At 70.1% G+C, this 24925-nt stretch carries 21 protein-coding genes and 1 riboswitch; of the genes, 7 read left to right on the top strand and 14 right to left on the bottom strand.

Annotated elements, in window-relative coordinates; translation table 11 throughout:
* Position 1 precedes the first annotated feature (1 nt).
* Entirely contained in the window at positions 2–1210 is a 1209-nt protein-coding gene (locus tag ACQBAU_RS08785; RefSeq protein ID WP_465256561.1) for a pyridoxal phosphate-dependent aminotransferase, read from the bottom strand.
* A gap of 73 nt (positions 1211–1283) precedes the next feature.
* On the opposite strand from ACQBAU_RS08785, the gene ACQBAU_RS08780 reads away from it, so the two are divergent.
* Positions 1284–1769: an SRPBCC family protein gene (locus ACQBAU_RS08780; RefSeq protein WP_434550616.1), complete on the top strand. Its 486-nt coding sequence runs from the start codon at positions 1284–1286 to the stop codon at positions 1767–1769.
* Positions 1770–1835: 66 nt separating this feature from the next.
* Here ACQBAU_RS08780 and ACQBAU_RS08775 read toward each other — a convergent pair whose 3' ends face one another.
* The 9 genes from ACQBAU_RS08775 to ACQBAU_RS08735 form a co-directional block, all read right to left on the bottom strand.
* On the bottom strand, positions 1836–3647 hold the full coding sequence (locus ACQBAU_RS08775) for a hypothetical protein (RefSeq protein WP_465256560.1): 1812 nt from the start codon (positions 3645–3647) through the stop codon (positions 1836–1838).
* 158 nt (positions 3648–3805) lie between these two features.
* Positions 3806–4330 (bottom strand): GrpB family protein, encoded by a 525-nt coding sequence (locus tag ACQBAU_RS08770; protein ID WP_434550312.1) that lies wholly within the window; start codon positions 4328–4330, stop codon positions 3806–3808.
* A 9-nt stretch (positions 4331–4339) separates the two neighbouring features.
* Complete coding sequence (locus tag ACQBAU_RS08765; protein WP_434550313.1) at positions 4340–5344, bottom strand: uroporphyrinogen decarboxylase/cobalamine-independent methonine synthase family protein; 1005 nt, start codon at positions 5342–5344, stop codon at positions 4340–4342.
* A complete protein-coding gene (gene mnmA / locus ACQBAU_RS08760) occupies positions 5344–6432 on the bottom strand; it encodes a tRNA 2-thiouridine(34) synthase MnmA (protein WP_465256559.1) in 1089 nt (362 codons plus the stop codon). The genes ACQBAU_RS08765 and mnmA overlap by 1 nt, the downstream gene beginning before the upstream one ends.
* 47 nt (positions 6433–6479) lie before the next feature.
* Positions 6480–7622 (bottom strand): cysteine desulfurase family protein, encoded by a 1143-nt coding sequence (locus tag ACQBAU_RS08755; protein ID WP_465256558.1) that lies wholly within the window; start codon positions 7620–7622, stop codon positions 6480–6482.
* 19 nt (positions 7623–7641) lie between these two features.
* Positions 7642–8598: an electron transfer flavoprotein subunit alpha/FixB family protein gene (locus tag ACQBAU_RS08750; RefSeq protein WP_465256557.1), complete on the bottom strand. Its 957-nt coding sequence runs from the start codon at positions 8596–8598 to the stop codon at positions 7642–7644.
* Between the two features lie 35 nt (positions 8599–8633).
* Positions 8634–9419, bottom strand: coding sequence for an electron transfer flavoprotein subunit beta/FixA family protein (locus ACQBAU_RS08745; protein ID WP_465256556.1), 786 nt, complete (start codon positions 9417–9419; stop codon positions 8634–8636).
* A gap of 60 nt (positions 9420–9479) precedes the next feature.
* Entirely contained in the window at positions 9480–10211 is a 732-nt protein-coding gene (locus tag ACQBAU_RS08740; protein ID WP_465256555.1) for an acyltransferase, read from the bottom strand.
* A complete protein-coding gene (locus ACQBAU_RS08735) occupies positions 10208–10801 on the bottom strand; it encodes a MerR family transcriptional regulator (RefSeq protein ID WP_465256554.1) in 594 nt (197 codons plus the stop codon). Before ACQBAU_RS08735 ends, ACQBAU_RS08740 begins: the two co-directional genes overlap by 4 nt.
* Before the next feature lie 85 nt (positions 10802–10886).
* Between ACQBAU_RS08735 and ACQBAU_RS08730 the strand changes: the two genes are divergently transcribed.
* Both ACQBAU_RS08730 and metE read left to right on the top strand, forming a co-directional pair.
* The gene (locus ACQBAU_RS08730) at positions 10887–11390 is read left to right on the top strand and encodes a DUF4188 domain-containing protein (RefSeq protein ID WP_465256553.1); all 504 of its coding nucleotides are present in this window, start codon (positions 10887–10889) and stop codon (positions 11388–11390) included.
* A gap of 14 nt (positions 11391–11404) precedes the next feature.
* Positions 11405–11590: riboswitch (cobalamin riboswitch) on the top strand.
* A 53-nt stretch (positions 11591–11643) separates the two neighbouring features.
* Positions 11644–13926, top strand: a complete 2283-nt coding sequence (gene metE / locus ACQBAU_RS08725; protein ID WP_465256552.1) for a 5-methyltetrahydropteroyltriglutamate--homocysteine S-methyltransferase — start codon at positions 11644–11646, stop codon at positions 13924–13926.
* Here metE and ACQBAU_RS08720 read toward each other — a convergent pair.
* The 3 genes from ACQBAU_RS08720 to ACQBAU_RS08710 are packed head-to-tail and all read right to left on the bottom strand — an operon-like array spanning position 13857 to position 16971.
* Positions 13857–15446, bottom strand: coding sequence for an FAD-dependent monooxygenase (locus ACQBAU_RS08720; protein WP_465256551.1), 1590 nt, complete (start codon positions 15444–15446; stop codon positions 13857–13859). The genes metE and ACQBAU_RS08720 overlap by 70 nt on opposite strands.
* Positions 15421–15954: a hemerythrin domain-containing protein gene (locus ACQBAU_RS08715; RefSeq protein WP_434550323.1), complete on the bottom strand. Its 534-nt coding sequence runs from the start codon at positions 15952–15954 to the stop codon at positions 15421–15423. The genes ACQBAU_RS08720 and ACQBAU_RS08715 overlap by 26 nt, the downstream gene beginning before the upstream one ends.
* Before the next feature lie 27 nt (positions 15955–15981).
* Positions 15982–16971, bottom strand: coding sequence for a class I SAM-dependent methyltransferase (locus ACQBAU_RS08710; RefSeq protein ID WP_465256550.1), 990 nt, complete (start codon positions 16969–16971; stop codon positions 15982–15984).
* A 118-nt stretch (positions 16972–17089) separates the two neighbouring features.
* Here ACQBAU_RS08710 and glgX point away from each other — a divergent pair, with 118 nt between their 5' ends.
* Positions 17090–19162 carry a glycogen debranching protein GlgX gene (gene glgX, locus ACQBAU_RS08705; RefSeq protein ID WP_465256549.1) on the top strand — a complete coding sequence of 691 codons (2073 nt, stop codon included), beginning with the start codon at positions 17090–17092 and terminating at the stop codon, positions 19160–19162.
* A 12-nt stretch (positions 19163–19174) separates the two neighbouring features.
* On the opposite strand, the gene ACQBAU_RS08700 is transcribed toward glgX, so the two are convergent.
* The gene (locus ACQBAU_RS08700; protein WP_465256548.1) at positions 19175–19417 is read right to left on the bottom strand and encodes a hypothetical protein; all 243 of its coding nucleotides are present in this window, start codon (positions 19415–19417) and stop codon (positions 19175–19177) included.
* Positions 19418–19518: 101 nt separating this feature from the next.
* Here ACQBAU_RS08700 and ACQBAU_RS08695 point away from each other — a divergent pair, with 101 nt between their 5' ends.
* From ACQBAU_RS08695 to glgB, 3 genes are read left to right on the top strand one after another with little or no spacing between them, the layout of a single operon-like run.
* Positions 19519–21477 carry an alpha-1,4-glucan--maltose-1-phosphate maltosyltransferase gene (locus ACQBAU_RS08695; RefSeq protein WP_465259486.1) on the top strand — a complete coding sequence of 653 codons (1959 nt, stop codon included), beginning with the start codon at positions 19519–19521 and terminating at the stop codon, positions 21475–21477.
* Positions 21478–21484: 7 nt separating this feature from the next.
* Positions 21485–22867, top strand: a complete 1383-nt coding sequence (locus ACQBAU_RS08690; protein WP_465256547.1) for a maltokinase N-terminal cap-like domain-containing protein — start codon at positions 21485–21487, stop codon at positions 22865–22867.
* Positions 22864–24921 carry a 1,4-alpha-glucan branching protein GlgB gene (glgB, locus tag ACQBAU_RS08685; protein ID WP_434550329.1) on the top strand — a complete coding sequence of 686 codons (2058 nt, stop codon included), beginning with the start codon at positions 22864–22866 and terminating at the stop codon, positions 24919–24921. Before ACQBAU_RS08690 ends, glgB begins: the two co-directional genes overlap by 4 nt.
* Positions 24922–24925: the final 4 nt, after the last annotated feature.

Here is a 24925-nt window from a genome sequence, read left to right as displayed (position 1 = left end):
ATCAACTCCCTGTGGTTCGTTGCGGGTCGAGGGTTCCTTGTGGGGTCGTCGTTCGTCGCCAGCGTTCGAGGCGGTCGAAGGCGTCGTGGATCTCGTGGGTCGCACCGGCGAAGCAGAGCCGTACCCAGTGATCGCCCCGGGCGGTGTCGAAGTCGATGCCGGGTGTCATCGCGACCCCGGTGGCCGCCAGCGCGTCGGCGCACCACCGCGAGGAGTCGTCGGTCAGGTCGGACACGTCGCACCACAGGTAGAAGGCGCCGTCGGGTGGTGCGACCCGGGTGATGCCCAACGCTGGGAGTCGGTCGAGCATCACCTCTCGGTTGACCGCGTAGCGGGCGACGTGGCCGTCCAGCTCGTCGGCGGCGGCCGGTGACAGTGCGGCGATGGCGGCGTACTGGCTGATCGCCGGCGGGCAGATCGAGAGGTTGCCGCTGAGCAGTTCGACCGTGCGGCGAAGGTGTTGTGGGACGAGCATCCAGCCGAGGCGCCAGCCGGTCATGGAGAAGTACTTGCTGGTCGAGCCGATCACCACGACGTGTTCCTGCCCGGGATGCCAAGCGCTCTCGCAGCGGCGGCCGAAGCTGATGCCGTGGTAGATCTCGTCGCTGATCAACAGGCAGCCGTGCTCGGCGCACCAGCGGGAGATGGCAGCGAGCTGATCGGCGTCGATGATCGTCCCGGTGGGGTTGGACGGGCTGGCGACGATCACCCCGGCGGGTGGAGTGGGCAGTGCGTCCAGCATCGCCACGGTGGGCTGGTGCCGGACCTCGGGTCCGCAGTCGAGCTCGATCACCTCGCATCCCATCGCCTGCAGCGTGTTGCGGTAGGCCGGGTAGCCGGGACAGGCCATCGCGACGGTGTCGCCCGCGTCGAAGGCTGCCAGGAACAGGGCGCTGAAGCCGCCGGACGAACCGGTGGTGACGACCACGTCGTCCGCGTCGACCTCGACCCCGTTCGTACGGTGGTGCGCCGCGATGGCCTGGCGCAGCGGCAGGGTGCCGGTCGCGGCGGTGTACCCGAGCACCTCGGCGTCACGCAGGGCGCGTGCCGCCGCCTCCCGGGCGACCACCGGCGCCGGGGTTGACGGCTGGCCGGCACACAACCAGATCGCGTCCCCGTACTCCTGTTGCCGCAGCTCGGCGGCCTTGATCACCTCCATCACGTGGAACGGCGCCACGGCGCCGCGCGTGCTGGGTCGTCGGCTGTCCATGGGACCATCCAACACCCCGGGTCAGACAGTGCCTGTTCATGCTGGTCCGGGCGGCACGATTGACTGGTCCTTCATGAGCGATGCGACAGGGCAGGACGGCAGGGAACGCGTGGTGACGGCCGAACGTACGGTCGCAGCAGGTACGGCCCGGATCTTCGAGTTGATCGCGGATCCGGCGCAGCAGCCGGCGTGGGACGGCAACGACAACCTCGGCCACGCCGAGCCGGGTCAGCGGGTGCGGTCGGTCGGGGACGTGTTCTCGATGGTGCTCTCCCAGGGCGCGGTCCGGGAGAACCACCTGGTCGAGTTCGCCGAGGGTCGGCTGATCGCCTGGCGTCCGTCGGAGCCGGGCAAGCAGCCGCCGGGCCACCTGTGGCGTTGGGAACTCGAGCCCATCGACCCGGGCCACACCCTCGTCCGGCACACCTACGACTGGACCGAGCTGACCGACCGGAACCGCATCCCGCGAGCCAGCGCCACCGGTGCCGAGCAGTTGCTCGCCTCGATCGACCGACTCGCGGCCGCGGTCGAGGACGACGTCACGCGGGGGCGTACGTGATGGCTGACCAGGTCCTTGCAGGTCGACGTTCCCGCCCCACTGGCAGGCGTTACAACTCTGTGGCCCTCAGGTCACCAGAGATCGTTGGTCTGGCTGGTTGTCGGGAACGGTGACCCGCCGGCGCGCCGGGTCGACGGCTTGCCAGAGGGCGTGGGCGAGTGGTCCGTGGCCCAGCGGGTGGGTTCCGGTGTGGTTGACGAGGTAGTGCAGGCCCAACGGTGATCGCCACAGCATCACGCCGGGCTCGGGTTGTCGGAGTTGCCAGCCGCCGTGGGTCTTGACCCGATGCCCGGTCCGCGACAGTGGCGCCAGATTGCCCAGGCTGGTCTGCCCGGGCGGCCCGCCGGCGGTGTAGGGGATGGTGTGGTCCAGGTCGAGTCGGTGCCGGTCGGTCTGGGTGCCCCAGGGGGACTGGTCGACCGGCTGGCGCAGCTGGACCGCCTCGCGCATCGCGCGGGGGACCTCGTAGGCGTCGACCGGGGTCGCGGTCCGGGGGTCGATGACGGGTTTGATGATGATCTTGGTGCCGGCGAGTCCGGTCAGGGTGCGGTGCCAGCTGGTCAGCCCACCGTGTTCGTCACGGACCGGCCCGTTCCCGGCAGTCAGGGTCTCCTCGGCGAGGTGGAGGTACAAGGTGACCGGTGGCAGGAGTTTGGTCGGGTCGATCCGGCCCAACGCCTCGACCAGGACCGCGGTCGTGGCCGGGTCGAACGCCCGCCGCTCCGCCTGCTCCGCCTGCTCGGGCTGCTCGGGCTGCTCGGGCTGCTCGGGCTGCTCCGAAGCGTCTGGCGCGCTAGCGGCATGATCAGCATCGCCAGGCACGCGGTGATCATCTTGATCATGGTCGTGCGCCGCCGGGGCGCCTACATGGTCATCCCCGACACGGCCCGTGGTGTCGGCGTCTCGACAGGCTCGACCGGCGTCCGCAGGTGTCTCGTCGGGTGCCGGTTCGGGGCGGATGTCGTCATCGGCCGGGTCCGGCGGCGCGGTGGCCGGCGCCGGCCCGCCATCGTCGGTGATCCCGCCGGGGACGGCCTGGCTGGCGTACTTCGCCAACAACAACAACGCCTGGTCCGGGCGGGCCAACACCCCCAGCGCTTTCGACCGACGCACGTCCTTCGACGCCACGTCGCCCTCCAACGCCAGCAGGTCAGCGATCCGGTCCAACATCGCGTCGAACCACACCACATCCGCCGCCCGAGCCCGCACGAACAACGTCTTCAACCCGTACTGATTCGTCCGCCCCACCCGGGCAACCCGCTGATCCCAATCCGCCCGGACCCGGGCCTCATAGCCGGCCGGGTCGGCCCGCAACACCTCAGCATCCAACAGGTCCCGCAGCCGATACATCGTCACCGACCCCAACACCGGCGCGACCGCCCGATCCACCAGCCCGGCCGCCTCCACCGACAACCACCGCGTCTCCGCCGCGACCCGACGCACCACCGCCGCCCGCACCTCACCCCGCCGCACCCGGGCCCAACACAACGGGAGCCGGTGCCGCAGATCCAACACATCGGCCACCAACTGCTCCGCCGCGTACCGGGCCACCTGCAAGATCCCGCCCAACTCGACGAAGCAGAACTCCGCCACCCGCGGGGTACCCACCCCGCCAGGCGAACTGATCCCTTCACCCGCCAACCGCACCCGCCCGGCCGGACCCGACGCAGCAGCCGCGGCCCCGTCGGCTCGGTCCTGCTGGTCGGGGGTCGGGGCGTACAGGTCGACCAACTCCGCCACCCGCAACAACACCCGACACTCACCATGGACCACCGAAGTGTTCGCCGCGACGACCTCGGCCGCGAGCGCACGCCGACACCCCAGATCGCCACCCGACGACCCCGGCCCACCGGTCACCCACACCCTCGAATCGAACACGTCAACGATTCTAAAGCCCGGGTCGGATACACACCACCAACCAGCCCCGACCCTGTGGACAACCCTCCAACCCACCCCACCGAACTGTGCACAACCCGTCGGTCCGACAGGCAGCCGAACGGGTTGGCACCGACCGACGAAAGCCGGGGAAACGGGGTTCAGACCCCGGAATCCAGATCGGCCAGCGGACCGAGGCCACGCGCCGCCCGGGCTCGGTTCACGATCTCCAGGACGACTGGCGCCTTCGTCCGCGTGTAGTCCGGACCTGCCACAGCCGAAGCCGCGCGCTTGGCGGCCGCATACCGGTCACGATCGTCGGGATGCTCCCGTAGCCAGTCGCGGAACATCCGCTGGTGACATGCGTCCCAGTCCGCCGCCGCGAAGAAGTGCGCAATGTGGGTACGGACATTGCCCCGCTGCCGTACCCGCACCAGATGGTCGCCCGGTTGCCGACGGATCGCCAGCCACCCGCCGGCGGTCAACGAGGCATCGTGTGCCGACACCTCGTCCAAGGAGGAGACTCGCACCGCGAGATCGATGATCGGTTTGGCCGGGAGCCCCGGCACGCTGGTCGACCCGATGTGCTCAAAGGCCCAGGACGGATCACCGACCGACCGCAACTGGGCGGCCGTCCGAGCGAACTCGTCGGCCCAGTGCGGATCGTACGCGTGGAGCTCGGTCACTCCGGCAGCTCAGCCGGCCAGGGTCTCGGTGACGATCCCGGCCGCGGTACGCAGCTGCTCCAGGGTCCGTACGGCATCGGCTCGCGAAACGCCGGCGAGACCACAGGCGGGCGTGAGCCACAGGTTGTCCGAGACCTCGGGGCCGAGTCCCAGGGCCTCCAAGCGCCGCAACACGTGTGTGGCAAGGGCATCCGGGCCGACCGCACGTGCCGTCCGCCCCGCGGCCGGGCCAGAGACACCCAACGCGACGATCCGTCCGGCCTCCAGTGCTGATCCGATCGCGTCCCAGCCGCCCCTGGTGATCAACGCGTCGTCGAGCGACAGCCCGACCTCGGGCAGTCGCAGCAGCGACGACACCGGGACGTCGGCCCCGCAGCTGTGCACCCACACGGTCGGCCCCGCCTCGTCCCGGCGGGCCAGCGCGTCGACCACCACGCCCAACGATTCGACGAGCTCAGGTTCATCGACAGTCCGGTAGCGATGCAGTCCACTCGCGGTACGGACCTCCCCGGACGACACCATCCCCAGCATCGGCTCGTCGAGCTGCACCACCCACGACACCTCGGGCAGTCGTCGGGTCAGGTCATCGATCACCCCGGACACACCCTCGGCCAGGGATGCAGCGACATCACGCCGGGCACCATGATCGGAGAGCACCTTCTCCCCCATCGGCTTCTCCAGGTTGGCCGACAGCGTCCACGGCCCGGCGACGGCGACCTTGATCGACCCCGTCCAGCCCTGGGCCCGTTCCTCGAGTTGATCAAGGTCATCGCGCAGCAACTGCCGGGTCACCCTCATGTCGCGACTCGTGCCCCGGTTGAGCCGCCAGCCGGCCGGCTGCAGGTCGACGTCCAGTCCGGCCAGGAAGGCGGTGGCACGGCCGATCATGCCGGCGGACGCACCCCGATCAGGCAACTCCGGCAGCACCGGCAGGTCGGGGGTCTGCTGGAAGCTCTCGCCGAGCGCGACGCCCATGTCGGTCCCGGGCCAGGACCCGATCTGCGTGACCTTCATCAGGTGGCCGGAACGGTCGCGTGCGTGCCGGTGATGGTGACCGAGCCGATCAACCGGTCGCGGGAGTAGACGACGGCGGCCTGCCCGGGAGCAACCCCTTCGACCGCCTCGACCAGGTCGATGGTCAGCTCGTCACCCGACAACCGGATCCGGCACGGGTGAGCATCGCCATGGGCCCGGATCTGAACCAGGGCATCGATCCCGTCGGCCGGTGGACCGTCGACCCAGCGGGGTCGGTCGCCGACGATCGTCGTCACGCGTAGCGACTCGGCGGGCCCGACCCGCACCGTGTTGTCGACCGGGGTGATGTCGAGCACGTATCGCGGTCGGCCGTCCTCGGCCGGGACGCCGAGGTTCAGCCCGCGGCGCTGGCCGATGGTGAAGCGGTGGGTGCCGTCATGGCTGCCGACCTTCGTGCCCGTCTCGTCGACGATGTCGCCGGGTGCGGTGCCGAGCCGACTGTCCAGGAAGGCGCCGGTGTCCCCGTCGGCGATGAAGCAGATGTCATGGCTGTCCGGCTTGCTCGCGACTGCCAGCCCGCGTGTCGCGGCCTCTGCCCGTACCTGCTCCTTGGGGGTGTCCCCCAGCGGGAACTGCGCATGGCGCAACTGGTCCTGGGTGAGCACGCCGAGCACGTACGACTGGTCCTTCGACGGATCAACGGCCCGGCGCAGGTGCACCCGGTCGCCGACGACCTCGCGGATCGCATAGTGCCCGGTCGCCACCGCATCGAACCCGAGCGACAGCCCCCGCTCCAGCACCGCGGAGAACTTGATCTTCTCGTTGCAGCGCAGGCACGGGTTGGGCGTCCGACCGGCGGCATACTCGGCGACGAAGTCGTCCACCACGTCGTCGATGAAGCGATCACTCAGGTCCCAGACGTAGAAGGGGATCCCGAGCACGTCGGCGGCCCGCCGGGCGTCGTGGGAGTCCTCCTTGGAACAACAGCCGCGCGCCCCGCTGCGGAAGGACTGCGGATTCTTCGACAGCGCCAGATGGACCCCGGTCACGTCGTGTCCGGCGTCGACCATTCGGGCCGCGGCGACGGCGGAATCGACACCACCCGACATGGCTGCCAGCACCTTCATCGCAAATCCCTCCTCTGTCCCTCGACACGGTTGCTCGACCGCCCAGACTACCTGCCGAACGCGGTCCGGGCCGTCCGTACGGCGTCGGGCAGCACCTCCGCCAGCCGGTCGATGTCGGCCGAACTGGTGGTGTGCCCCAGCGAGAACCGCAACGACGCCGACGCCTGGTCGGTCGACCGGCCCATGGCCAGCAGCACGTCGCTGGGCTGCGAGACCCCTGCGGTGCACGCTGAGCCGGTCGAGGTGTCGATGCCCGCATCGTCCAGCAGCATCAGTAGGTCGTCGGCCCGCAACCCGTCGAAGGTCACGTTGACGATGGCCGGTGACCGCTCGACGGCGGCGCCATTCACGTTCGCGCCGTCGATCCGGCGGGCCAATGCGTCGATCCGCGCCTGCAGGTCGGCCAGTCGTACGGCTTCGGTCGGCTGCCGCTCGACCGCCCACCGCGCAGCCGCGGCGAATCCGGCCACCAGCGCCGGCGCCAACGTGCCGGACCGCAGGTCGCGCTCCTGTCCCCCGCCGAAGCCGATGGGCGACAACTCGATGCCTCGGCGCAACAGCAGCGCCCCGACGCCGACCGGGCCACCGATCTTGTGGGCCGACAGGCTCGCCGCGTCCAGCCCCGAGGTGGCGAAGTCGAGGGGTACGTGCCCCAGCGCCTGTACGGCGTCGGCGTGTGACCATGCGCCCGCGGCCCGGGCGTACTCGGCGGCGGCGGTGACCGGCTGGACCACCCCGGTCTCGTTGTTCACCCACATCACCGACACCGCGGCGGTGGGTGCCGCCAACAGCTCCGGCAGCTGCCCAACCTCGGCGACCCCGTCGGACGACACGTCAAGGATGACGGCATCGGCTCCGCGGCGGGCGAGCGCGGCATGGGTCTCCAGGACTGCGGGATGCTCGATGGCCGACACCACGACCCGGTTGCGCTGCGGGGTGCGTGCCGCCCAGGCACCGGTGAGGAACAGGTTGTCGGCCTCGGTGCCCCCGGAGGTCCAGATGACCTCGGTCGGATGACAGCCACAGGACTCCGCCAGCGACTCGCGGGCTTCCTCGACGACACGCCGGGCGGCCCGCCCCGACGCGTGCAGCGACGACGCGTTGCCGACCCGGCCCAGCTCGGCAACCATCGCCTCCATGGCGACGGCCACGATGGGAGTGGTCGCCGCGTGGTCGAGGTATCTGCGCACGACCCCATTGTGCCGTCGGTCAGCCCTTGAGCTGCTTCACCTTCTCGGTCACCGCCGGCAGCACCGTGTGCAGGTCACCCACGATGCCGAGATCGGCCAACCCGAAGATCGGGGCTTCTGCGTCGGTGTTGACCGCCACGATCGCCTTGGAGGTCTGCATCCCGGCCCGGTGCTGGATCGCGCCGGAGATGCCGGCGGCGATGTACAGCTGCGGTGAGACGGTCTTGCCGGTCTGGCCGACCTGATAGCTGTGCGGGTACCAGCCGGAGTCCACGGCGGCCCGGGAGGCACCGACCGCGGCACCGAGGGCGTCGGCCAGCGCCTCGACCTCGCCGAAGTTGCCGTCGGTCCCGCGACCACCGGCCACCACGATGGGCGCCTCGGTGAGCTCCGGACGACCCGACGCCTGCTTCGGCTCGCTGGCGGTGATCCGGGCCCGGCCGGCTCCCTCGGAGAAGCTCACGTTCGCCTCCTCGACCGCCGGCTGGGCAGGTGCCGGCTCGGCCGGCACCGAGTTGGCCTTGACCGTGACGACGCCGACACCGTGGGTCACCTTGGCGCGCACGGTCCAGTTGCCGGCGAACACCGACTGGGTGGTGGCGACCTCGCCGATGGCGCCGGACACCTCGACCGCGTCGGTGATCAACCCGGAGTTGATCTTGATCGCCACCCGGCCCGCGATCTCCTTGGTGTCAAGGGTGGACGGCAGCAGCACCAGCTCCGCACCGGTCTGCTCCACGAGCTGAGCGACGGCCTCGGCACGCGGTGCGACCAGTGCCTCGTCGACCACCGGATCGGTGACGGTGAACAGCGCGGTGGCACCGTACTGCCCCACGGCTTCGGCGGTCGCCGCAGCCTGGGCACCGAAGGCGACCGCCACGGGTTCCCCGAACCCACGCGCAAGGGTGAGCACCTCGAGGGTGGGCTTGGTGACCGCACCGTCGACATGATCAACGACAACCAGAACCTTGGACATGATCAACAACTCCTGTGAATCGTGGGGTTCGGGGCTCAGAGGTACTTGCCGGCGGTGAGGAAGTCGGCGAGTGCCGCGGCACCCGAATCGTCCTCGTCGGTGACGACGGTGCCGGCCTGCTTCGGCGGGCGGGGGGTGGTCTCGACCACCGCGGTCCACGCAGCCTCGCCGCCGACGGGGGCGCCGGCCAGCTCCAGGTCGTCCAGCGACCACTCGTCGACCGGCTTCTTCTTCGCTCCGAGGATGCCCTTCATCGAGGGGTAGCGCGCCTCACCGGACTGGTCGGTGACACTCACCACGGCGGGCAACTGCGCCTGCACGGTCTGGCTGGCGACGTCACCGTCACGGCGGATCGTCGCAGTACCGTCGGCGACCGACAACTCACTGGCGAAGGTCAGCGCCGGCCAGTCGAGCCGCTCGGCCAGCATGGCCGGCAGCACACCCATCGAGCCGTCGGTGGAGGCCATCCCGCAGACCACCAGGTCGGGCTGCAGCTTGGTGATCGCGGCGGCCAGGATGGCCGAGGTGGCGATCGAGTCGGAACCGTGGACGGCCTCGTCGTTGACGTGCACCCCGGAGTCGGCGCCCATCTGCAGGGCTCGCTTGATCGCATCCGCGGCGTCGTCGGGGCCGAGGGTCAGCGCGATGATCTCCGCGTCGTCCTCGCCGTTCTCCTTGATCAACAGCGACTGCTCGACGGCGTACTCGTCCAGCTCCGACAGCAGTCCGTCGCTGCCCTCGCGATCGACCGTGCCGTCATCGGCGAACTCCCGGTCACCCGTGGCGTCCGGTACGTACTTGACCAGCGCAACGATCTTCATCAGCGGTGCTCCTCCTCGATGAGCTCGACGTCCCGTGACGGGACCACGTCGGAACCAATATTACCCACCAGTAACTTCCCTGTCACCCCGGGTCTCGACACCCTGCTCCGACGGATCCGCTCCGTCCGGCACGTCGCCGAGCATCGCCCGCCTCGCCCGGTCGGCGGCCTCCCGCCCGAGTCCGGCCACGTACGCCCGGAGCTCGGCGGCGTCGGCGTACCGGTCGTGCCGGTTGGCCACGACCTTCCCCGGCACCCCGGCGACGATCGAGCCCGGCGGGAAGGTGCCGCGGACGACACTGAGCGCGGCCGCCACCGACCCGGTTCCGAGGTCGGCTCCGCGCACCACCACGCACTGGGTGCCGAGCCAGCAGTCCGCGCCGATCCGGACCGGTGACTTCACCAGGCCCTGGTCCTTGATCGGTACGCCGGTGTCGTCGGTGCGGTGGTCGAAGTCGCCGAGGTAGCAGCGATCAGCGATGATCGCGGCGTCGCCGATCTCGAGGTCGAGGTAGGTGTTGATGATCACGTCGCGGCCCAGGACGCACTTGTCGCCGATCCGCAGCACTCCCTCGTGTGCCCGCAGTGCGGTGCCCTCACCGATGTGGGTCCACCGCCCGATCACCAGCCGGGCCTTCGCCGACTCCAGGACGAACTCCACCCGAGGCCCGACGAAGGCGAAGCCTTCGAACTCGATGTCGGGTCGGCGCAGCCGCAGCCACAGGTAGCGCAGCGCCATCGGCAGGTACGCAGGCTTGAGGAATCCCTTGCGGGCAAGCGAGAACGGGTTCACGACGGTGTGCCGAACCGGGCGAACGAGTGGTGGATGTGGCCGACCTCGCGCAGCGCCAACAGCACCGGTGCGACCAGTGCGGTCCCGACGAGCACGTACTCGGCAGCCGCGGCGGCATCGTCGGTCGGGATGCCGGCGACCTCGACCTCGGCCACCTGGCCCATCCGTTCCCCCAGTTCCTCGATGGCTTCCGTCGGCACCCGGAACCCGGCCGCGGCCATGGCCGCCAGCGCCTCTTGCAGCCGCTCCATCGCCACGCTCCCGGTGGGCACATCCTGCCAGCCCAGGGCATCGGCCAGGGCGCGGGCCTCGGGGCGCGGCACGTCGTCGTCGCCGGCCCGGGTCACCATTGCCAACCGGTCGATCATTGGCATCGGCCGGTCGACGACGGCCAGCACCTCCTTGGTCCGGGCCAACGACAGTCCGGCCGAGTCGACCAGGGCCCGCACCAGGCCGAGCCGACGGACGTGCTCCTCGCCGTACGTCGCCTGGGTGCGGCTGGTGCGCTCCCCCGGCGACAGCAGACCCTCGCGCAGGTAGTACTTGATCGTCGCGACCGGGACCCCCGACCGGGCAGACAGTTCCGACATCCGCACCCGAAACTCCTTGACATTGGAGAGTGGAACTATCCATTATTGGATAGCAGTGCTCGCCAATCTAGCCAAGGAGCCCCCGATGCGCCAGCTCACCACCCACACCCCCACTGACGACCTGGTCGTGTTCCACATCGGCATGCGGATCAACAAGCCGTGGCGCCCCGACGCGTGGCTGCCGACCTTCTTCGCGATGCCGCCGATGCTGAAGGAACTGAGCCGCGACCCCGACAGCGGCATGTTGGGCTACCGGCTGCTGATGGGTGAACGTGGCGTCACCGTGGTGCTGTGGTTCCGCAGCGTCGACCACGTCTACCGATACGCCAACGACAACGAGCAGCAGCACCGGCCGGCCTGGCTCACGTTCCTGCGTCGCGGCCACAAGGTGCCCGGGGCGGTCGGCATCTGGCACGAGACGTACGAGATCGCCCGGGCCGAGTCGTTCTACGGCGACATGCCGACCACCGGGCTGGCCAGGGCCGTCGGGGTCGAGCCGATCAGCTCGAAGCGGCGGACCGCCGGTGACCGGCTGCAGCGCCGGTCGTCCCCCCGAGACGTGCCGGTGGCAAAGTCGGCACTGGGTTAGGGTCGCCGACGCGTACGGTCCTCCCGCCTGCACGGCAACGTGGGAGGGGCAACAGGGAACCCGGTGTGAGTCCGGGACTGCCCCGCAGCGGTGAGAGGGAACGACCGCCGTCACCAAGCACTGGGTCCATCGACCCGGGAAGCGACGGCCAGTAGGCGAGCCATCCGTGGCTCGTGCCCACGAGTCCGAAGACCTGCCGTCGCCCGACGGGCAACCGCCCGTCGCGCCGCACGAACTCGCGAAGGAGAGTTCCGTGACCTCTGTATCGACCCCATCCACCACTGCCCACGGCTATCCCCGGCAGGGCCCCGACCGTGAACTGAAACGGGCGCTCGAGCGTCACTGGCGCGGTGACCTGACCGTCGACCAGCTGCTCGAACAGGCCGACGCCGTACGACGGGCACGCTGGCGCACCATGGAGACCGCCGGGCTCGACGAGATTCCCGTCGGCGACTTCTCGTTGTACGACCACGTGCTCGACGCCAGCTGCCTGTTCGGTGCGGTGCCACCGCGATTCACCGGTCTCGACGACCCGGTGGCCCGCTACTTCGCCATGGCGCGGGGGACCGCGGACGTGCCCCCGTTGGAGATGACCAAGTGGTTTGACACGAATTACCACTACCTCGTCCCCGAACTGGGCCCCGAGCAACGGTTCACCCTCCACGCCGAGTCGTTGCTGGCCGAGGTCCGGGCCGCCCGGGAGACCCTGTCGACCCCCGTCCGCCCGGTGGTGGTCGGGCCGATCACGTTCCTGCGGCTGGCGAAGCCGGCCGCCGACGCCCCCGCCGACTTTGATCCACTCAGCCTGCTCGACCGGCTGCTGCCCGCGTACGGCCACCTGCTCGGCGAACTCCGGGCCGCCGGTGTCGACTGGGTGCAGCTGGACGAACCGATCCTGGTCACCGACCTCACCGTCGACGAACTCGCCGCCGTCGAGCGGGCCTACCGGGAGCTGACCGGACCGGACACCACGACCGCACGCCCGAATCTGCTGCTGGCCAGCTACTTCGGGCACCTCGGGGCGGCCGCGGCGATGGTCGCCGACCTGCCGGTCGAGGGCCTGGCCATTGACCTGACCGGTCCGGGTCACGAGAACCTCGATCTGTTGGCCGGGCACCAGGGCCTGCGCGACAAGCGAATCGTCGCGGGGGTGGTCGACGGCCGCAACGTGTGGCGCGCCGACCTGGACCGCGCCGCCGCCACGGTGTTCCGGCTGGCCGAGTTGGCCGATCGGGTGGACGTGGCACCGTCCTGCTCGCTGCTGCACGTCCCGCTCGACGTGACACGGGAGGACCACCTCGACGACCGGACCCGCGGCTGGCTCGCCTTCGCCGACCAGAAGCTGGCGGAGCTTGGCACCATCGCGACCGCGGCAGGGCCGGACCCCACCCTCGCGGAGCCGGCACTGACAGCCAGCAGGGCTGCTCGCGCGACCCGGCCCCAGCCGGTCGAGGAGCACCGCACCGACACCGATGACGTGCTGCGACGACGTCGACCGTACGCCGATCGGGCGGCCGCCCAGCAGGAACGCCTCGGTCTCCCCCGGCTGCCGACCACCACGATCGGGTCGTTCCCGCAGACCGATGAACTGCGACGGGCCCGGGCGGCGCTGCGGCGCGGCACCCTCGACCCGGCCGGCTACGACGCGGCGATGCGGACCGAGATCGACCGGGTGATCACGCTGCAGGAGGAGCTCGGCCTGGACGTCTTGGTGCACGGCGAGCCGGAACGCAACGACATGGTGCAGTACTTCGCCGAACAACTCGACGGGATCATCACCACGCGGCACGGCTGGGTCCAGTCGTACGGCAGCCGGTACGTGAGGCCGCCGATCATCGCCGGCGGGGTGGTCCGACCCGAGCCGATGACCGTCGGCTGGACGCAGTACGCCCAGTCACGCACCGACAAGCCGGTGAAGGGCATGCTGACCGGGCCGATCACGATGCTGGCGTGGTCGTTCGTGCGCGACGACCAACCGTGGGCGACCACGGCCCGCCAGTTGGCCCGGGCACTGCGCGCCGAGGTGCTCGACCTCGAGGCAGTCGGCACCGCGGTGATCCAGGTCGACGAACCGGCGCTGCGGGAGACGCTGCCGCTGCGCCGCGCCGATCGGCCGGCCTACCTGCGGTGGGCCGTCGACGCGTTCCGGCTGACCACCGCGGGGGTGCGCGACGACACCCAGATCCACACCCACATGTGCTACGCCGAATTCGGTGACATCACCGAGGCCATCATCGAGTTGGATGCGGACGTGATCAGCCTCGAGGCGACCCGCTCCCACCTCGAGACCGTCAGCGAGCTCGCCGCCATCGGGTACGCGTCCGGGGTCGGCCCCGGCGTCTGGGACATCCACTCGCCGCGGGTCCCGACCACCGACGAGATCGCGCGGGCGCTCCGCTCGGCGGTGGACCAGCTCGACGAGTCGCAGCTGTGGGTGAATCCGGACTGTGGTCTCAAGACCCGCCGCTACCCGGAGGTGGCGGCGTCGCTGGCCAACCTGGTCGCGGCCGCGGAGCTGGTTCGTACGAGCCGGTGACCCAGGGCGTGCAGGTGTGCGGCGAACACCGCCGGCGCATCGGTGGGGGTCGCCGCCGCCTGCACGAAGCCGTCCGGCCGAACCAGGTACCAGACGCCGGGGCCGAGGCCGAGGTCGGGCCGGGCCTCGAACCGGTGGGCGCGGGCCACCTGGCCGGGCAGTCCGGCCAGTGACGGGAGGTCGTCGCCGTACGCGTGCACCTGCCAGCAGGCGGCGGTCAGCACGTCGTGGTTGTTGCCGGTCCACGGCAGCCGGCGGCCCAGCGCCCGCTCGTTGATCCGGTCCCACGGGTTGCCGGTCCGCGGCACCAACCCCGCCGGTGGCCGGTAGTGGATCCGCCACTGGCCGACCAGGCCGGCGACCGCGTCGGCGCCCGGCAATCGTGGCACCACACGCACTGCGAGCGGCACCACCGCCGGGATCACCCAGCGACGGGTGGCGATCGCGCGCCGGCTCTGGTCGACCACCAACCGGAACGCGGCGTCGGTGGTCTCGACCAGCCGCTGCGCCACCGGGCGGCGTTCGGCCTCGTAGGCGTCGAGCAGTCGGTCGTCGGCCTCGCCGTGTACCACCGCGGCCAGCTTGAACGCCAGGTTGTGCGCGTCCTGCAGGCCGGTGTTCATCCCCTGCCCACCGACCGGGGAGTGGACGTGCGCGGCGTCGCCGGCGAGCAGGAACGCTCCCCTGCGGAACCGGTCCGCCACCCGGTGGTGCAGCCGGTACTCGGCGAACCAGCCGGACCGCCCCCAGGTCACCCCGTAGCGCTCGCCGAGCAGCTGCCGGACATCGGCCTCGGTCTCGTCCTCGCCGAGCGATCCGATCAACCGATGGTGGCGGTCACCGGTCATCGGGAAGGTGACCAGGAACTCGTTGCGGCCGGGCCGCAGGTTGATCACCTCGTGGTCGAGCCCGCTGACCTCCTCGGCATCGATCACGTAGAAGGTCTCGGGATTGGTGACACCGCTGAACTCGATGCCGGCGGCCTTGCGGACCACCGAACGCGCCCCGTCCGCGCCGACGCAGTGACGGGCGGTGATCACCTCCTCACCCACCGGGCCGGACACCCGCGCCCGTACGCCATCGGGAACCGTCGCGAGATCGGTCACCCGGCGCCCCCAGGTGACATCTCCCCCGGTCGCGACGAGGTGGTCGACCAGCAGTTGCTCGTTGACCGACTGCTCGACGGTGAAGAAGCCCGGGTACGGCGTCTGGCCCCGGCCCAGTGCCTGGACCGGCAGCCACCCCGGCGCCTGCCGGTCGAGCCAGCCCGGACGCACCCCTTTGGCCGTGGTCGCCCGGTCCCGGACGGCGTCGACCATGCCCAGCTGCGCGTAGAGCTCCATCGAGCGGGACTGCAGGATGATGGCCCGCGACTCCCTGGTCGGAGCGTCCCCGTCATCGACGATGACGTGGTCGACCCCCAGCCGCTGCAACCAGTTCGCCAGCATCAGGCCGGTCGGCCCCGCGCCGACGACCAGGACGTCGGTCGACCGCTCAGTGGGGGTCGTGCTCGTGCCCATGCTCGTCGTCGTGCTGGTGCCCGTGTTCATGGCCGTGCCCGTCATGTCCATGATCATGCCCCGGGCCGAGGTGCGCATGGGCACGTTCGACGACAAGCCAGTCCTGCGGATGCAACGACACCACCGAGGCGGGGAAGATGCCGTTGTTCTCCTTGTCGATGTGCTCGGTCAGGTCGGCAGTCATCACGACCAACTGTTGATCAAGGTCGGCGGCGGTGGTGTCGAGGGCGGCCAGCACGGAATCCAGGTCGCGGTGCTCCTGGGTCAGCTCGTCGACCACCTCGACGAACTCGCCGGCCTGCTTCATCGCCGCGAAGATGCCGGCCTCCTCCAGCCCGGTGTGTGCACCGAGCAGCGCACCGAACTCGGTCAGGGTCTGCTCCAGGCCGGCGCCGTCGCCGGCCGCGAGCTGCCGACGGGCCCGGTCGAGCTGCGTCAACAGTTGGTCGTGCTCGTCCATCAGGCGTCCGATCGCCGGGTTCTCCCGGCAGCCGCAGTACTCACACATGGCGCCTCCTCACAACGACGATCCCCTTCACACCCTGACGACCGGCTTCGTGGCCGTCACCGACACGTTGTAGTACAGCTCCGGCGGCACCACCGTGGCCAGCACCTCGTCGAGTCGTCCCAACCGAAGCCAGGTGTGGTAGGCGAACAGCCGCCACCGCAGGCCCAGCTTCTCCTCCGGTACGGCCGCCTCGAAGGTCCGTACCGGCCAGCCGACCCAGGCCGCGGTCAGTTCCTCGGTGACCGTGGTCGCCCCGACCAGCCCGGCCCGCCGTACGGTTCGGGCCAGGGTGTCGGGGTCGAAGGTGTGCAGGTCGACGACCGCCTCGAGCGCGGCGGCGCGTGAGGACTCGTCCAGTTCCTCGGCGGGTCGGCGCCACGCCTGCAACGGCGGCAGCCGGGTCACCGTGGTGGCGGCGTGCCAGGTCGCGGTCGACAACCGGCGGGCGATCCGGTGCCCCCAGCGGGTCGGTTCACCGCAGATCACCACCCGGCCGCCGGGCTTGAGCACCCGTGCCATCTCGCGGAAGGCCAGCTCGACGTCGGGGATGTGGTGGATCACCGCGTGCCCGGTCACCAGGTCGAAGGTGTCGTCGTCGTACGGCAGGGTCTCGGCATCGGCGACCCGGCCCTCGACGTGCAGCCCCAGCCGGGCCGCGTTCTGCCGTGCCGCCTGCACCATGCCGGGTGAGATGTCGCTCACGTGCCCCTCGGTGATCAGTCCGGCCTGCATCAGGTTGAGGGTGAAGAAGCCCGTTCCGGCGCCGATCTCGAGACTGCGACCGTACGGACCTCCCGCCGGCTCGGTGCCGGTCGAGCCGCCGGGCGCCCGGGACGCCGCCGCGGTGACCGAGGTGAACCGGTCCCGGGCGTAGTCGATGCACCGCTGGTCGAACGAGATCGACCACTTGTCGTCATAGGTCCCGGACTCCCAGTCGTGGTAGAGCACCTGGGCGAGCTTGGTGTCGTGCCACGCGGCCTCGACCTGTTCGGCGGACGGCCCACCTTCGGTTGACATGGCGCCACTTTACCGACCGGTAACCTTGGACCGCGGCGCACCCGGGCCGATGCCATACGCTCTACTCCGGGACAACGCCCTGCCCCACCACCCGGCGTACCCGCCCAGAAGGAGTCACATGCCGTCGCCCGACCTGCCCACGCCTGCGGACACCACCGTCCTCGGCGCCCACGTCGACGGTGGCGGCACCCGGTTCGCCCTGTGGGCGCCGCGCGCCAGCCGCGTCGAGTTGGCGCTGGTCGACGCCGACCGGACCCAGCAGAACCACGACATGACCTTGGCCCCCGACGGCGTGTGGACGATCCACGTCCCCGGCGTCGAGGCCGAGCAGCGGTACGGCTACCGGGTGCACGGCGAGTGGGATCCCGACAACGGCAAGCGGTTCAACCCCGCCAAGCTGCTGCTCGACCCGTACGCCCGCGCGATCACCGCCGGCGTCGACTACGCCGGGCCGATCCGGGACCACCCCGAGGGTGACGACTTCCTGCCCGACGAGACCGACTCGGCCTTCGCCGTCCCGTTGAGCGTGGTGGTCGCCGACTCCCCTCCCCCGACGCCGATCCGGCACCGGTTGCCGCTGAGCGAGTCGGTGATCTACGAGGTCCACGTCAAGGGATTCACCCGACTTCATCCGGCGGTGCCCGAGCACCTGCGTGGCACCTACGCCGGGATGGCGTACCCGGCGGTGCTGGACTACCTGAAGGAACTCGGCATCACCGCGGTGGAACTGTTGCCGATCCACCAGTTCGTGTCCGAGCCCTTCCTGATCGGACGGGGCCTGTCGAACTACTGGGGCTACAACACCCTCGGCTTCTTCGCCCCGCATTCGGCGTACGGCTCGGTCGGCACCACCGGAGAACAGGTCACCGAGTTCAAGCGGATGGTCAGCGCCTACCACGAGGCCGGCATCGAGGTCATCCTCGACGTCGTCTACAACCACACCGGCGAAGGCGGCCACGAGGGCCCGACGCTGGCGTTCCGAGGCATCGACCACGCCGGCTACTACCGGCTCACCGACGACCAGCGCAACGACTACGACGTCACCGGCACCGGCAACTCCGTCGACACCTCCCAGCCCGGGGTGCTCCGGTTGATCATGGACTCGCTGCGCTACTGGGTGACCGAGATGGGCGTCGACGGCTTCCGGTTCGACCTGGCCACCACGTTGATGCGTGACCGCGACCACCACGTGGTGACCGACGGCTCCTTCGCCAAGGCGATCGCCGAGGATCCGGTGCTGCGCGACGTCAAGATCATCGCCGAGCCGTGGGACGTCGGCCCGTACGGCTACCAGGTCGGCAACTTCGGCCATCCGTGGAGCGAGTGGAACGACACCTATCGCGGCTACGTGCGCGACTTCTGGCGCGGGGCCACCCACGGGGTGCGGGGCATCGGCGAACGGTTGTGCGGGTCACCCGGCACCTTCGCCGAGGACCGCGGTCCGGGTGCCTCGATCAACTTCGTCACCGCCCACGACGGCATGACCCTGCGCGACCTGGTCAGCTACAACGACAAGCACAACGACGACAACGGTGAGGACAACCGCGACGGGTCGGACGACAACCGATCATGGAACTGCGGCCACGAGGGTGACACCGACGACCCCGAGGTCAACGCGCTGCGCCATCGGCAGGCCAAGAACATCCTCGCCACCCTGCTGCTGTCGACCGGGGTGCCGATGATCACCGCCGGTGACGAGTTCGGTCGCACCCAGGGCGGGAACAACAACGCCTACTGCCAGGACGGGCCGATCTCATGGGTCCACTGGGACACCCGGGACGAGTGGTCCGACCTGCACGAGCTGACCGCGACCCTCCTCGACCTGCGTGCCTTCCACCCGGTGCTGCGACCCGGCGTGTACCGACACGGCCAACCGGTCGGCGACGGACGCAAGAACCTGGCCTGGTTCTCCGGTGCCGGCAACACCGAGATGACCCAGGACGACTGGGACGACGGCGGCCGTCGACACCTCGGCGTGTACACCTCCGACGAGCAGACCGCCTTCCTGACCTGGTACCACAGCGGAGCCGAGCCGGTCACCGTACGGCTGCCGGCCGACCCGTGGGCGATCGAGTGGACGGTCCGCGCGCACACCGGCACCGAGGACGAATTCAGCAAGCAGGTGTTGCCCGCGGGCGCCGAGCTGACGCTGCCGGGTCGCACGGTCGTGCTGTTGCAGGCACGCCTCTGATCAGCCCGGCGGTCAGGCTCCGCCACGTCGGTGCAGACGTTGCCGCGCCCGGGCCACCTGGGTCTCGTAGTCGGACTCGAAGGGTTCGACCAGCACCTTCTCCAAGGCACCCGACACCGCCCACAACGCCGTGGCCTCCCCTGGCTCCAGCTCGGCCTGATCGTAGAAGTCACCGTCCTCCCAGCGATGCAACAACTCGAACAGCACCAGCGCCTCATCTGCGCTGAGTCTCAGGTCAACCGGCGTCTCGGGCACTGTGGCTCCTCTCTGTCGTCAAGCGATACGTTGGACTCGTGACCTCCACCAGGCAGAGCCGTCCCGGCGTGGGACGCATCCCCATCACCAAAGTGTCCCCGGTGATCGAACAGGGCGCCTACCCGGCCAAGGCCTTCGTCGGGGAACGGCTCCCGATCCGGGCGACCGTGTTCCGCGAGGGGCACGATGCGGTCCGGTGTGCGGTGCAGCTGACCGGCCCGGACGGCAGAACCACCGAGCACCTGATGAAGCCCTGCGAACCCAAGGGCTTCGACCGGTGGGAGGCGTGGGTGCGACCCGACGCCACCGGGCCGTGGCGGTTCCACGTCGAGGCCTGGGACGACCCGTGGCACACCTGGGTGCACCACGCCGAGATCAAGATCCCGGCCGGCATCGACACCGCGCTGGTCTGCGCCGAGGGGGTGGTGATCTTCACCGCTGCCGCCGAACGCGCGACCGCGGCCGGTGACGGTGAGGCCGCCGCGAGCCTCACCGAGGCGGCCCGGGCACTCGCCGCCCCGAGCCAGGTGGAGGACCGGCTGGCGTTGGTGCTGACCGACGAGATCGACGGGTGGATGGAGCGGTACGCGCCACGACCGTTGCTGACCCGCAGCGAGACCTACGAACTGTTCACCGACCGTCGGGCCGCCGGGTTCGCCGCGTGGTACGAATTCTTCCCCCGCTCCCAGGGGGCGACGCAGCAGCCCGACGGCTCGTGGCGTTCGGGCACCTTCGCCAGCTCGTACGAACGGTTGGAGGCCGCGGCGGCGATGGGCTTCGACGTGGTCTACCTGCCGCCGATCCACCCGATCGGGACCGCGCACCGCAAGGGTCCCAACAACACCCTCACCCCCGGGCCGCACGACCCCGGTTCGCCGTGGGCGATCGGGGCCGCCGAGGGTGGGCACGACACGATCCACCCCGACCTCGGCGACTTCGACGACTTCGACGCGTTCGTCGCCCGGGCCAAGGAGCTCGGGTTGGAGGTGGCGCTGGACCTCGCACTGCAGGCCAGCCCCGACCACCCGTGGGTCCGCGACCACCGGGAGTGGTTCACCGAGCGGGTCGACGGCACCATCGCGTACGCGGAGAACCCACCGAAGAAGTACCAGGACATCTACCCGATCAACTTCGACCGTGACCCCGACGGCATCTACGCCGAGGTGCTGCGGGTGGTACGGCTCTGGATCGACCACGGGGTTCGGATCTTCCGGGTCGACAACCCGCACACCAAGCCACTCGACTTCTGGGCGTGGCTGCTCGCCGAGGTGCGCCGGACCGACCCGGACGTGATCTTCCTGGCCGAGGCGTTCACCCGGCCCGAGATGATGCAACTGCTCGGCAAGATCGGCTACCAGCAGTCGTACAGCTACTTCACCTGGCGCAACACCGCCGAGGAGATCGAGGAGTACCTGACCGAGTTGTCGACGGTCACCGACGCGTTCATGCGGCCGAACTTCTTCGTCAACACCCCCGACATCAACCCGACCTTCCTGCAGCACGGTGGTCGACCGGCGTTCGTGATCAGGGCGGTGCTGGGCGCCACCCTGGTGCCGGTGTGGGGGGTCTACTCCGGGTTCGAGCTGTACGAGAACGAGCCGCTGCGGATCGGCGGCGAGGAGTACCTCAACTCCGAGAAGTACGAGTACCGGCCGCGTGACTTCGCCGGGGCCCTGGCCGCCGGGGACTCACTGCAGCCGTTGCTCACCCGGCTGAACGCGATCCGGCGTGCCCACCCGGCCCTGCAGCAGCTGCGTGACGTCCACTTCCACGACGTCGCCTCCGACGGGGAGATGATCGTCTTCTCCAAGCGGGACGTGAATCCCGACGGTTCCGATGACACGGTCATCGTGGTCTGCTCGCTCGATCCGCACCGCGACCAGGTGGTCGGTGAGGTGACCCTCGACATGGCCCGGCTCGGATTGGCGCCGACCGACTCCTTCACCGTGTTCGACGCGCTCGGCGACGCGCGGTGGACCTGGGGGGCCCGCAACTACGTCCGGTTGACTCCGGACCGGCCGGCGCACGTGCTGGTGGTCTCCCGCGCGGCGACGCCCTGAGTCCGCGATGAACGCGCAGGACCTGTGCTGGCGCCACCTCCGGACCGCTCGCTGGTTCGGCGGGAAGGGCCGCCCGGCACGGTTGCGTGGGCTCACCCCGTTGCCGTGGTTGGTGCCGCCGGGAGGTCAGGTGGCCGTCCAGGCGGTGGTCGCCGACGTCGGCTACGACGACGGGGACGGCGAGTTCTACCAACTCCTGTTGGCGTACGGGCCGGCGGTGGTCGAGCCGTGGGGGCAGGTCGAGGTGCCCGGGCACGGGGCGCTGCCGGTCGGTGACGCGACCGCCGACCCGCAGGCCCGGCTGCTGTTGTGGGAGGCCGTACGGGCCGCGCCCCGACTCCGCGACGAGGTCGGCGAGGTAGACAAGGTCGGCGAGGTCGGTGAGCTGACCGTCACCGTCCTCGATTCCTTGCCTGCGGTCGATTCCGCGCACCGGTTCGCCGGCGAGCAGTCCAACACCTCACTGCTGTACGGCAACGCCTACCTGCTCAAGTTGTTCCGTCGGCTCGAACCGGGCCGCAACCTCGACATCGAGGTGCACCGGGTGCTCGCCGAGCGCGGCAGCACCGACGTCGCCCGGCTCGACGGGTGGGTGAGCGCGACGTGGCCGGCCGGCAGGACAGACCTGACAACCGGCACGGCAGACCTGACCATGGCTGCCGACCTGGCCATGGTGGTCGAACAGCTCCCGGCGGCGACCGACGGCTGGCAGGCCGCGCTGGACTCGCTGCGCGCCGGCACCGGCTTCGCCGACCGGGCAGGGGAACTGGGACGGACGCTGGCCCGCGTGCACGCCGACCTCGCCGATGCATTCGGCACCGATGTCGTCGACGGTGGCGCCCTCGCGGCGTCGATGGGCGACCAGCTCGACCGGTACGCCACGGCCGCCCCCGACCTGCTCCCCCACGTGGCCGGGCTGCGTCGCTGCTTCGACCGGCTCGCCGCCGGAGCCGTCGGCGTACAACGCATCCACGGCGACTGCCACCTCGGCCAGACCATGATCACCCCGAACGGGTGGAAGGTGATCGACTTCGAGGGGGAACCGGCCAAGGGGTTGGCCGAACGGGCCCGACCCGACTCCCCCTGGCGTGACGTCGCCGGGGTGCTGCGATCCTTCAGTTATGCGGTGGCCCAGCCCGACCTCGACGAGGTGCCGGACCTCGATGCCGACGCGCGTCGACGGTGGCTCACCGACTGCCGCAATGCCTTCCTCGCCGGCTACACCGGCGGTGACGGCCCCGTCGACGCGACAGGGCCACTCGACGCCTACGAAGCCGACCGCGCCGCGTACGAGGTCGTGTACGAGACCCGCAACCGTCCCACCTGGGTACCGATCCCGCTGGCTGATGCAGCCCGGCTGGCCGGCACCCCGACACAGGAGGAACCATGACCGTGCCGCACCTGTCCGCCGTTGACTTCACCGGCTTCGGCCAGGGCCACGACACCGAGCTGTGGCGACGGCTCGGCGCCGTGGTGCTCGACGCCGAGGTCGACGGCCGCCGCGTCCGCGGCACCCGGTTCTCGGTGTGGGCGCCCAATGCCCAAGCCGTCCGCCTGGTCGGTGACTTCAACGGCTGGCAGGGTGACCGGACCTGGCTGGAACGGATCGAAGGCACCGGCATCTGGGCCACCTTCTGCGAGGGTGTCGGCAGCGGTGCGCTCTACAAGTTCGAGGTGCAGACCGCCGACGGCAGCTGGTTGACCAAGGCCGATCCGATGGCCCGGTTCTGCGAGTCGGCCCCGCACACCGCCAGCATCGTCTACGAGTCCGGCTACCGGTGGAACGACGACGACTGGCTCTGGTACCGCGGCGAGACCCAGTTCCACGCGGCCCCGATGAGCGTCTACGAGGTCCACCTCGGCTCCTGGCGGCCCGGCCTCGGCTACTCCCAGCTCGCCGACGAGCTGGTGGCCCACGTCACCGCGATGGGGTTCACCCACGTCGAGTTCCTGCCGGTCGCCGAGCACCCGTACCGCGGCTCGTGGGGCTACCACGTGACCGGCTTCTTCGCCCCGCAGTCGCGGCTCGGCACCCCCGACGACTTCCGTTACCTGGTTGACTCCCTGCACCGGGCCGGGATCGGAGTGATCATGGACTGGGTGCCGGGCCACTTCGCCACCGACGAGTGGGCACTGGCCAAGTTCGACGGCACCGCACTGTACGAGCACCCGGACCCGCGCCGCGGTTGGCACCCCGACTGGGGCTCCTACATCTTCGACTTCGGCCGGCCCGAGGTGCGGTCCTTCCTGCTGTCGAACGCCTTGTGGTGGGTCGACCAGTTCCACATCGACGCGCTGCGGGTCGATGCGGTCGCCTCGATGCTCTACCTCGACTACTCCCGACCCGACGGCGGCTGGGAGCCCAACGTCCACGGCGGGCGGGAGAACCTGGAGGCGATCTCCCTGCTGCAGGAGGTCAACTCGCACCTGTACGCCCGCAAGCCCGGGGTGACCATGATCGCCGAGGAGTCGACCACCTATCCGGGCGTGACCCGACGGGTCGACCAGGGTGGCCTCGGCTTCGGGTTCAAGTGGAACATGGGCTGGATGAACGACTCGCTCGGCTACCTGGGCCGACGACCGGAGCATCGCTCGTACCACCACCACGAGCTCACGTTCTCGATGACGTACAGCTACTCGGAGAACTTCGTGCTGCCGATCAGCCACGACGAGGTGGTGCACGGCAAGGGGTCGATGTACGAACGGGTGCCGGAGGACCCGTGGCGCAAGTTCGCCACCCTCAAGGCGTACTACGCGTTCATGTGGAGCCACCCGGGCAAGCAGTTGATCTTCATGGGCACCGAGTTCGCCCAACGCCGCGAGTTCTCCGAGGAGCGCGGCATCGACTGGCAGGAGTCCGACCAGTGGGGCCACCGGGCGGTGCTGCGGACGGTGGCGGAGCTGAACCGCATCTACCGGGAACACCCGGCACTGTGGCGGGCCGACACCGACCCGTCGGGGTTCCGGTGGATCGACGCCGACAACGCCGCGGACAACCTGTACTCCTACCTGCGGTTCGACGGGGCGGGCGACATCATCGCCTGCGTGATCAACTTCTCCCCCGTGCCGCGGCAGGACGTCCGGATCGGCCTACCGGCCGCGGGGGTGTGGACCGAGCTCCTCAACACCGACACCGACGACTTCGACGGCACCGGCTCGTACGGCAACCTGGGCCGGGTCAGCACCGTCGAGGTGCCGAGTCACGGTTTCGAGCAGAGTGCGGAGGTGACCGTCGGGCCGTTGTCGGCGGTGTTCCTCCACTTCGACGCCGAGGAGGATCCCGAGCCCGGCTCGACCGACATCGCGACCGTCACCGCGGCCCAACGTGCGCAGGCGCGGGTGGCCTCGCCCCGCGCCACGACGACGTCGACCACCACTCCGCGACCGGCACCTGTCGAGAACCTGAACGTTTCATCACGATCCACGTCACGACAACAGAACTGAACCG

It is taken from the genome of Carbonicoccus niuqiaonis, assembly GCF_050157065.1.
GTDB lineage: Bacteria > Actinomycetota > Actinomycetes > Propionibacteriales > Propionibacteriaceae > Avipropionibacterium.
The sequence above is the reverse complement of the archived record's forward strand: the minus strand, read 5'-3'. Positions and strand labels throughout refer to the sequence as shown.

Bases quoted from the DNA above. Each gene is read 5' to 3' on its own strand.
- ACQBAU_RS08785 (WP_465256561.1), bottom strand. From the start codon at position 1,210: ATGGACAGCCGACGACCCAGCACGCGCGGCGCCGTGGCGCCGTTCCAC.
- ACQBAU_RS08780 (WP_434550616.1), top strand. From the start codon at position 1,284: ATGAGCGATGCGACAGGGCAGGACGGCAGGGAACGCGTGGTGACGGCC.
- ACQBAU_RS08765 (WP_434550313.1), bottom strand. From the start codon at position 5,344: ATGAAGGTCACGCAGATCGGGTCCTGGCCCGGGACCGACATGGGCGTC.
- mnmA (WP_465256559.1), bottom strand. From the start codon at position 6,432: ATGAAGGTGCTGGCAGCCATGTCGGGTGGTGTCGATTCCGCCGTCGCC.
- ACQBAU_RS08750 (WP_465256557.1), bottom strand. From the start codon at position 8,598: ATGTCCAAGGTTCTGGTTGTCGTTGATCATGTCGACGGTGCGGTCACC.
- ACQBAU_RS08745 (WP_465256556.1), bottom strand. From the start codon at position 9,419: ATGAAGATCGTTGCGCTGGTCAAGTACGTACCGGACGCCACGGGTGAC.
- ACQBAU_RS08735 (WP_465256554.1), bottom strand. From the start codon at position 10,801: ATGTCGGAACTGTCTGCCCGGTCGGGGGTCCCGGTCGCGACGATCAAG.
- ACQBAU_RS08730 (WP_465256553.1), top strand. From the start codon at position 10,887: ATGCGCCAGCTCACCACCCACACCCCCACTGACGACCTGGTCGTGTTC.
- ACQBAU_RS08720 (WP_465256551.1), bottom strand. From the start codon at position 15,446: ATGGGCACGAGCACGACCCCCACTGAGCGGTCGACCGACGTCCTGGTC.
- ACQBAU_RS08715 (WP_434550323.1), bottom strand. From the start codon at position 15,954: ATGTGTGAGTACTGCGGCTGCCGGGAGAACCCGGCGATCGGACGCCTG.
- ACQBAU_RS08710 (WP_465256550.1), bottom strand. From the start codon at position 16,971: ATGTCAACCGAAGGTGGGCCGTCCGCCGAACAGGTCGAGGCCGCGTGG.
- glgX (WP_465256549.1), top strand. From the start codon at position 17,090: ATGCCGTCGCCCGACCTGCCCACGCCTGCGGACACCACCGTCCTCGGC.
- ACQBAU_RS08690 (WP_465256547.1), top strand. From the start codon at position 21,485: ATGAACGCGCAGGACCTGTGCTGGCGCCACCTCCGGACCGCTCGCTGG.
- glgB (WP_434550329.1), top strand. From the start codon at position 22,864: ATGACCGTGCCGCACCTGTCCGCCGTTGACTTCACCGGCTTCGGCCAG.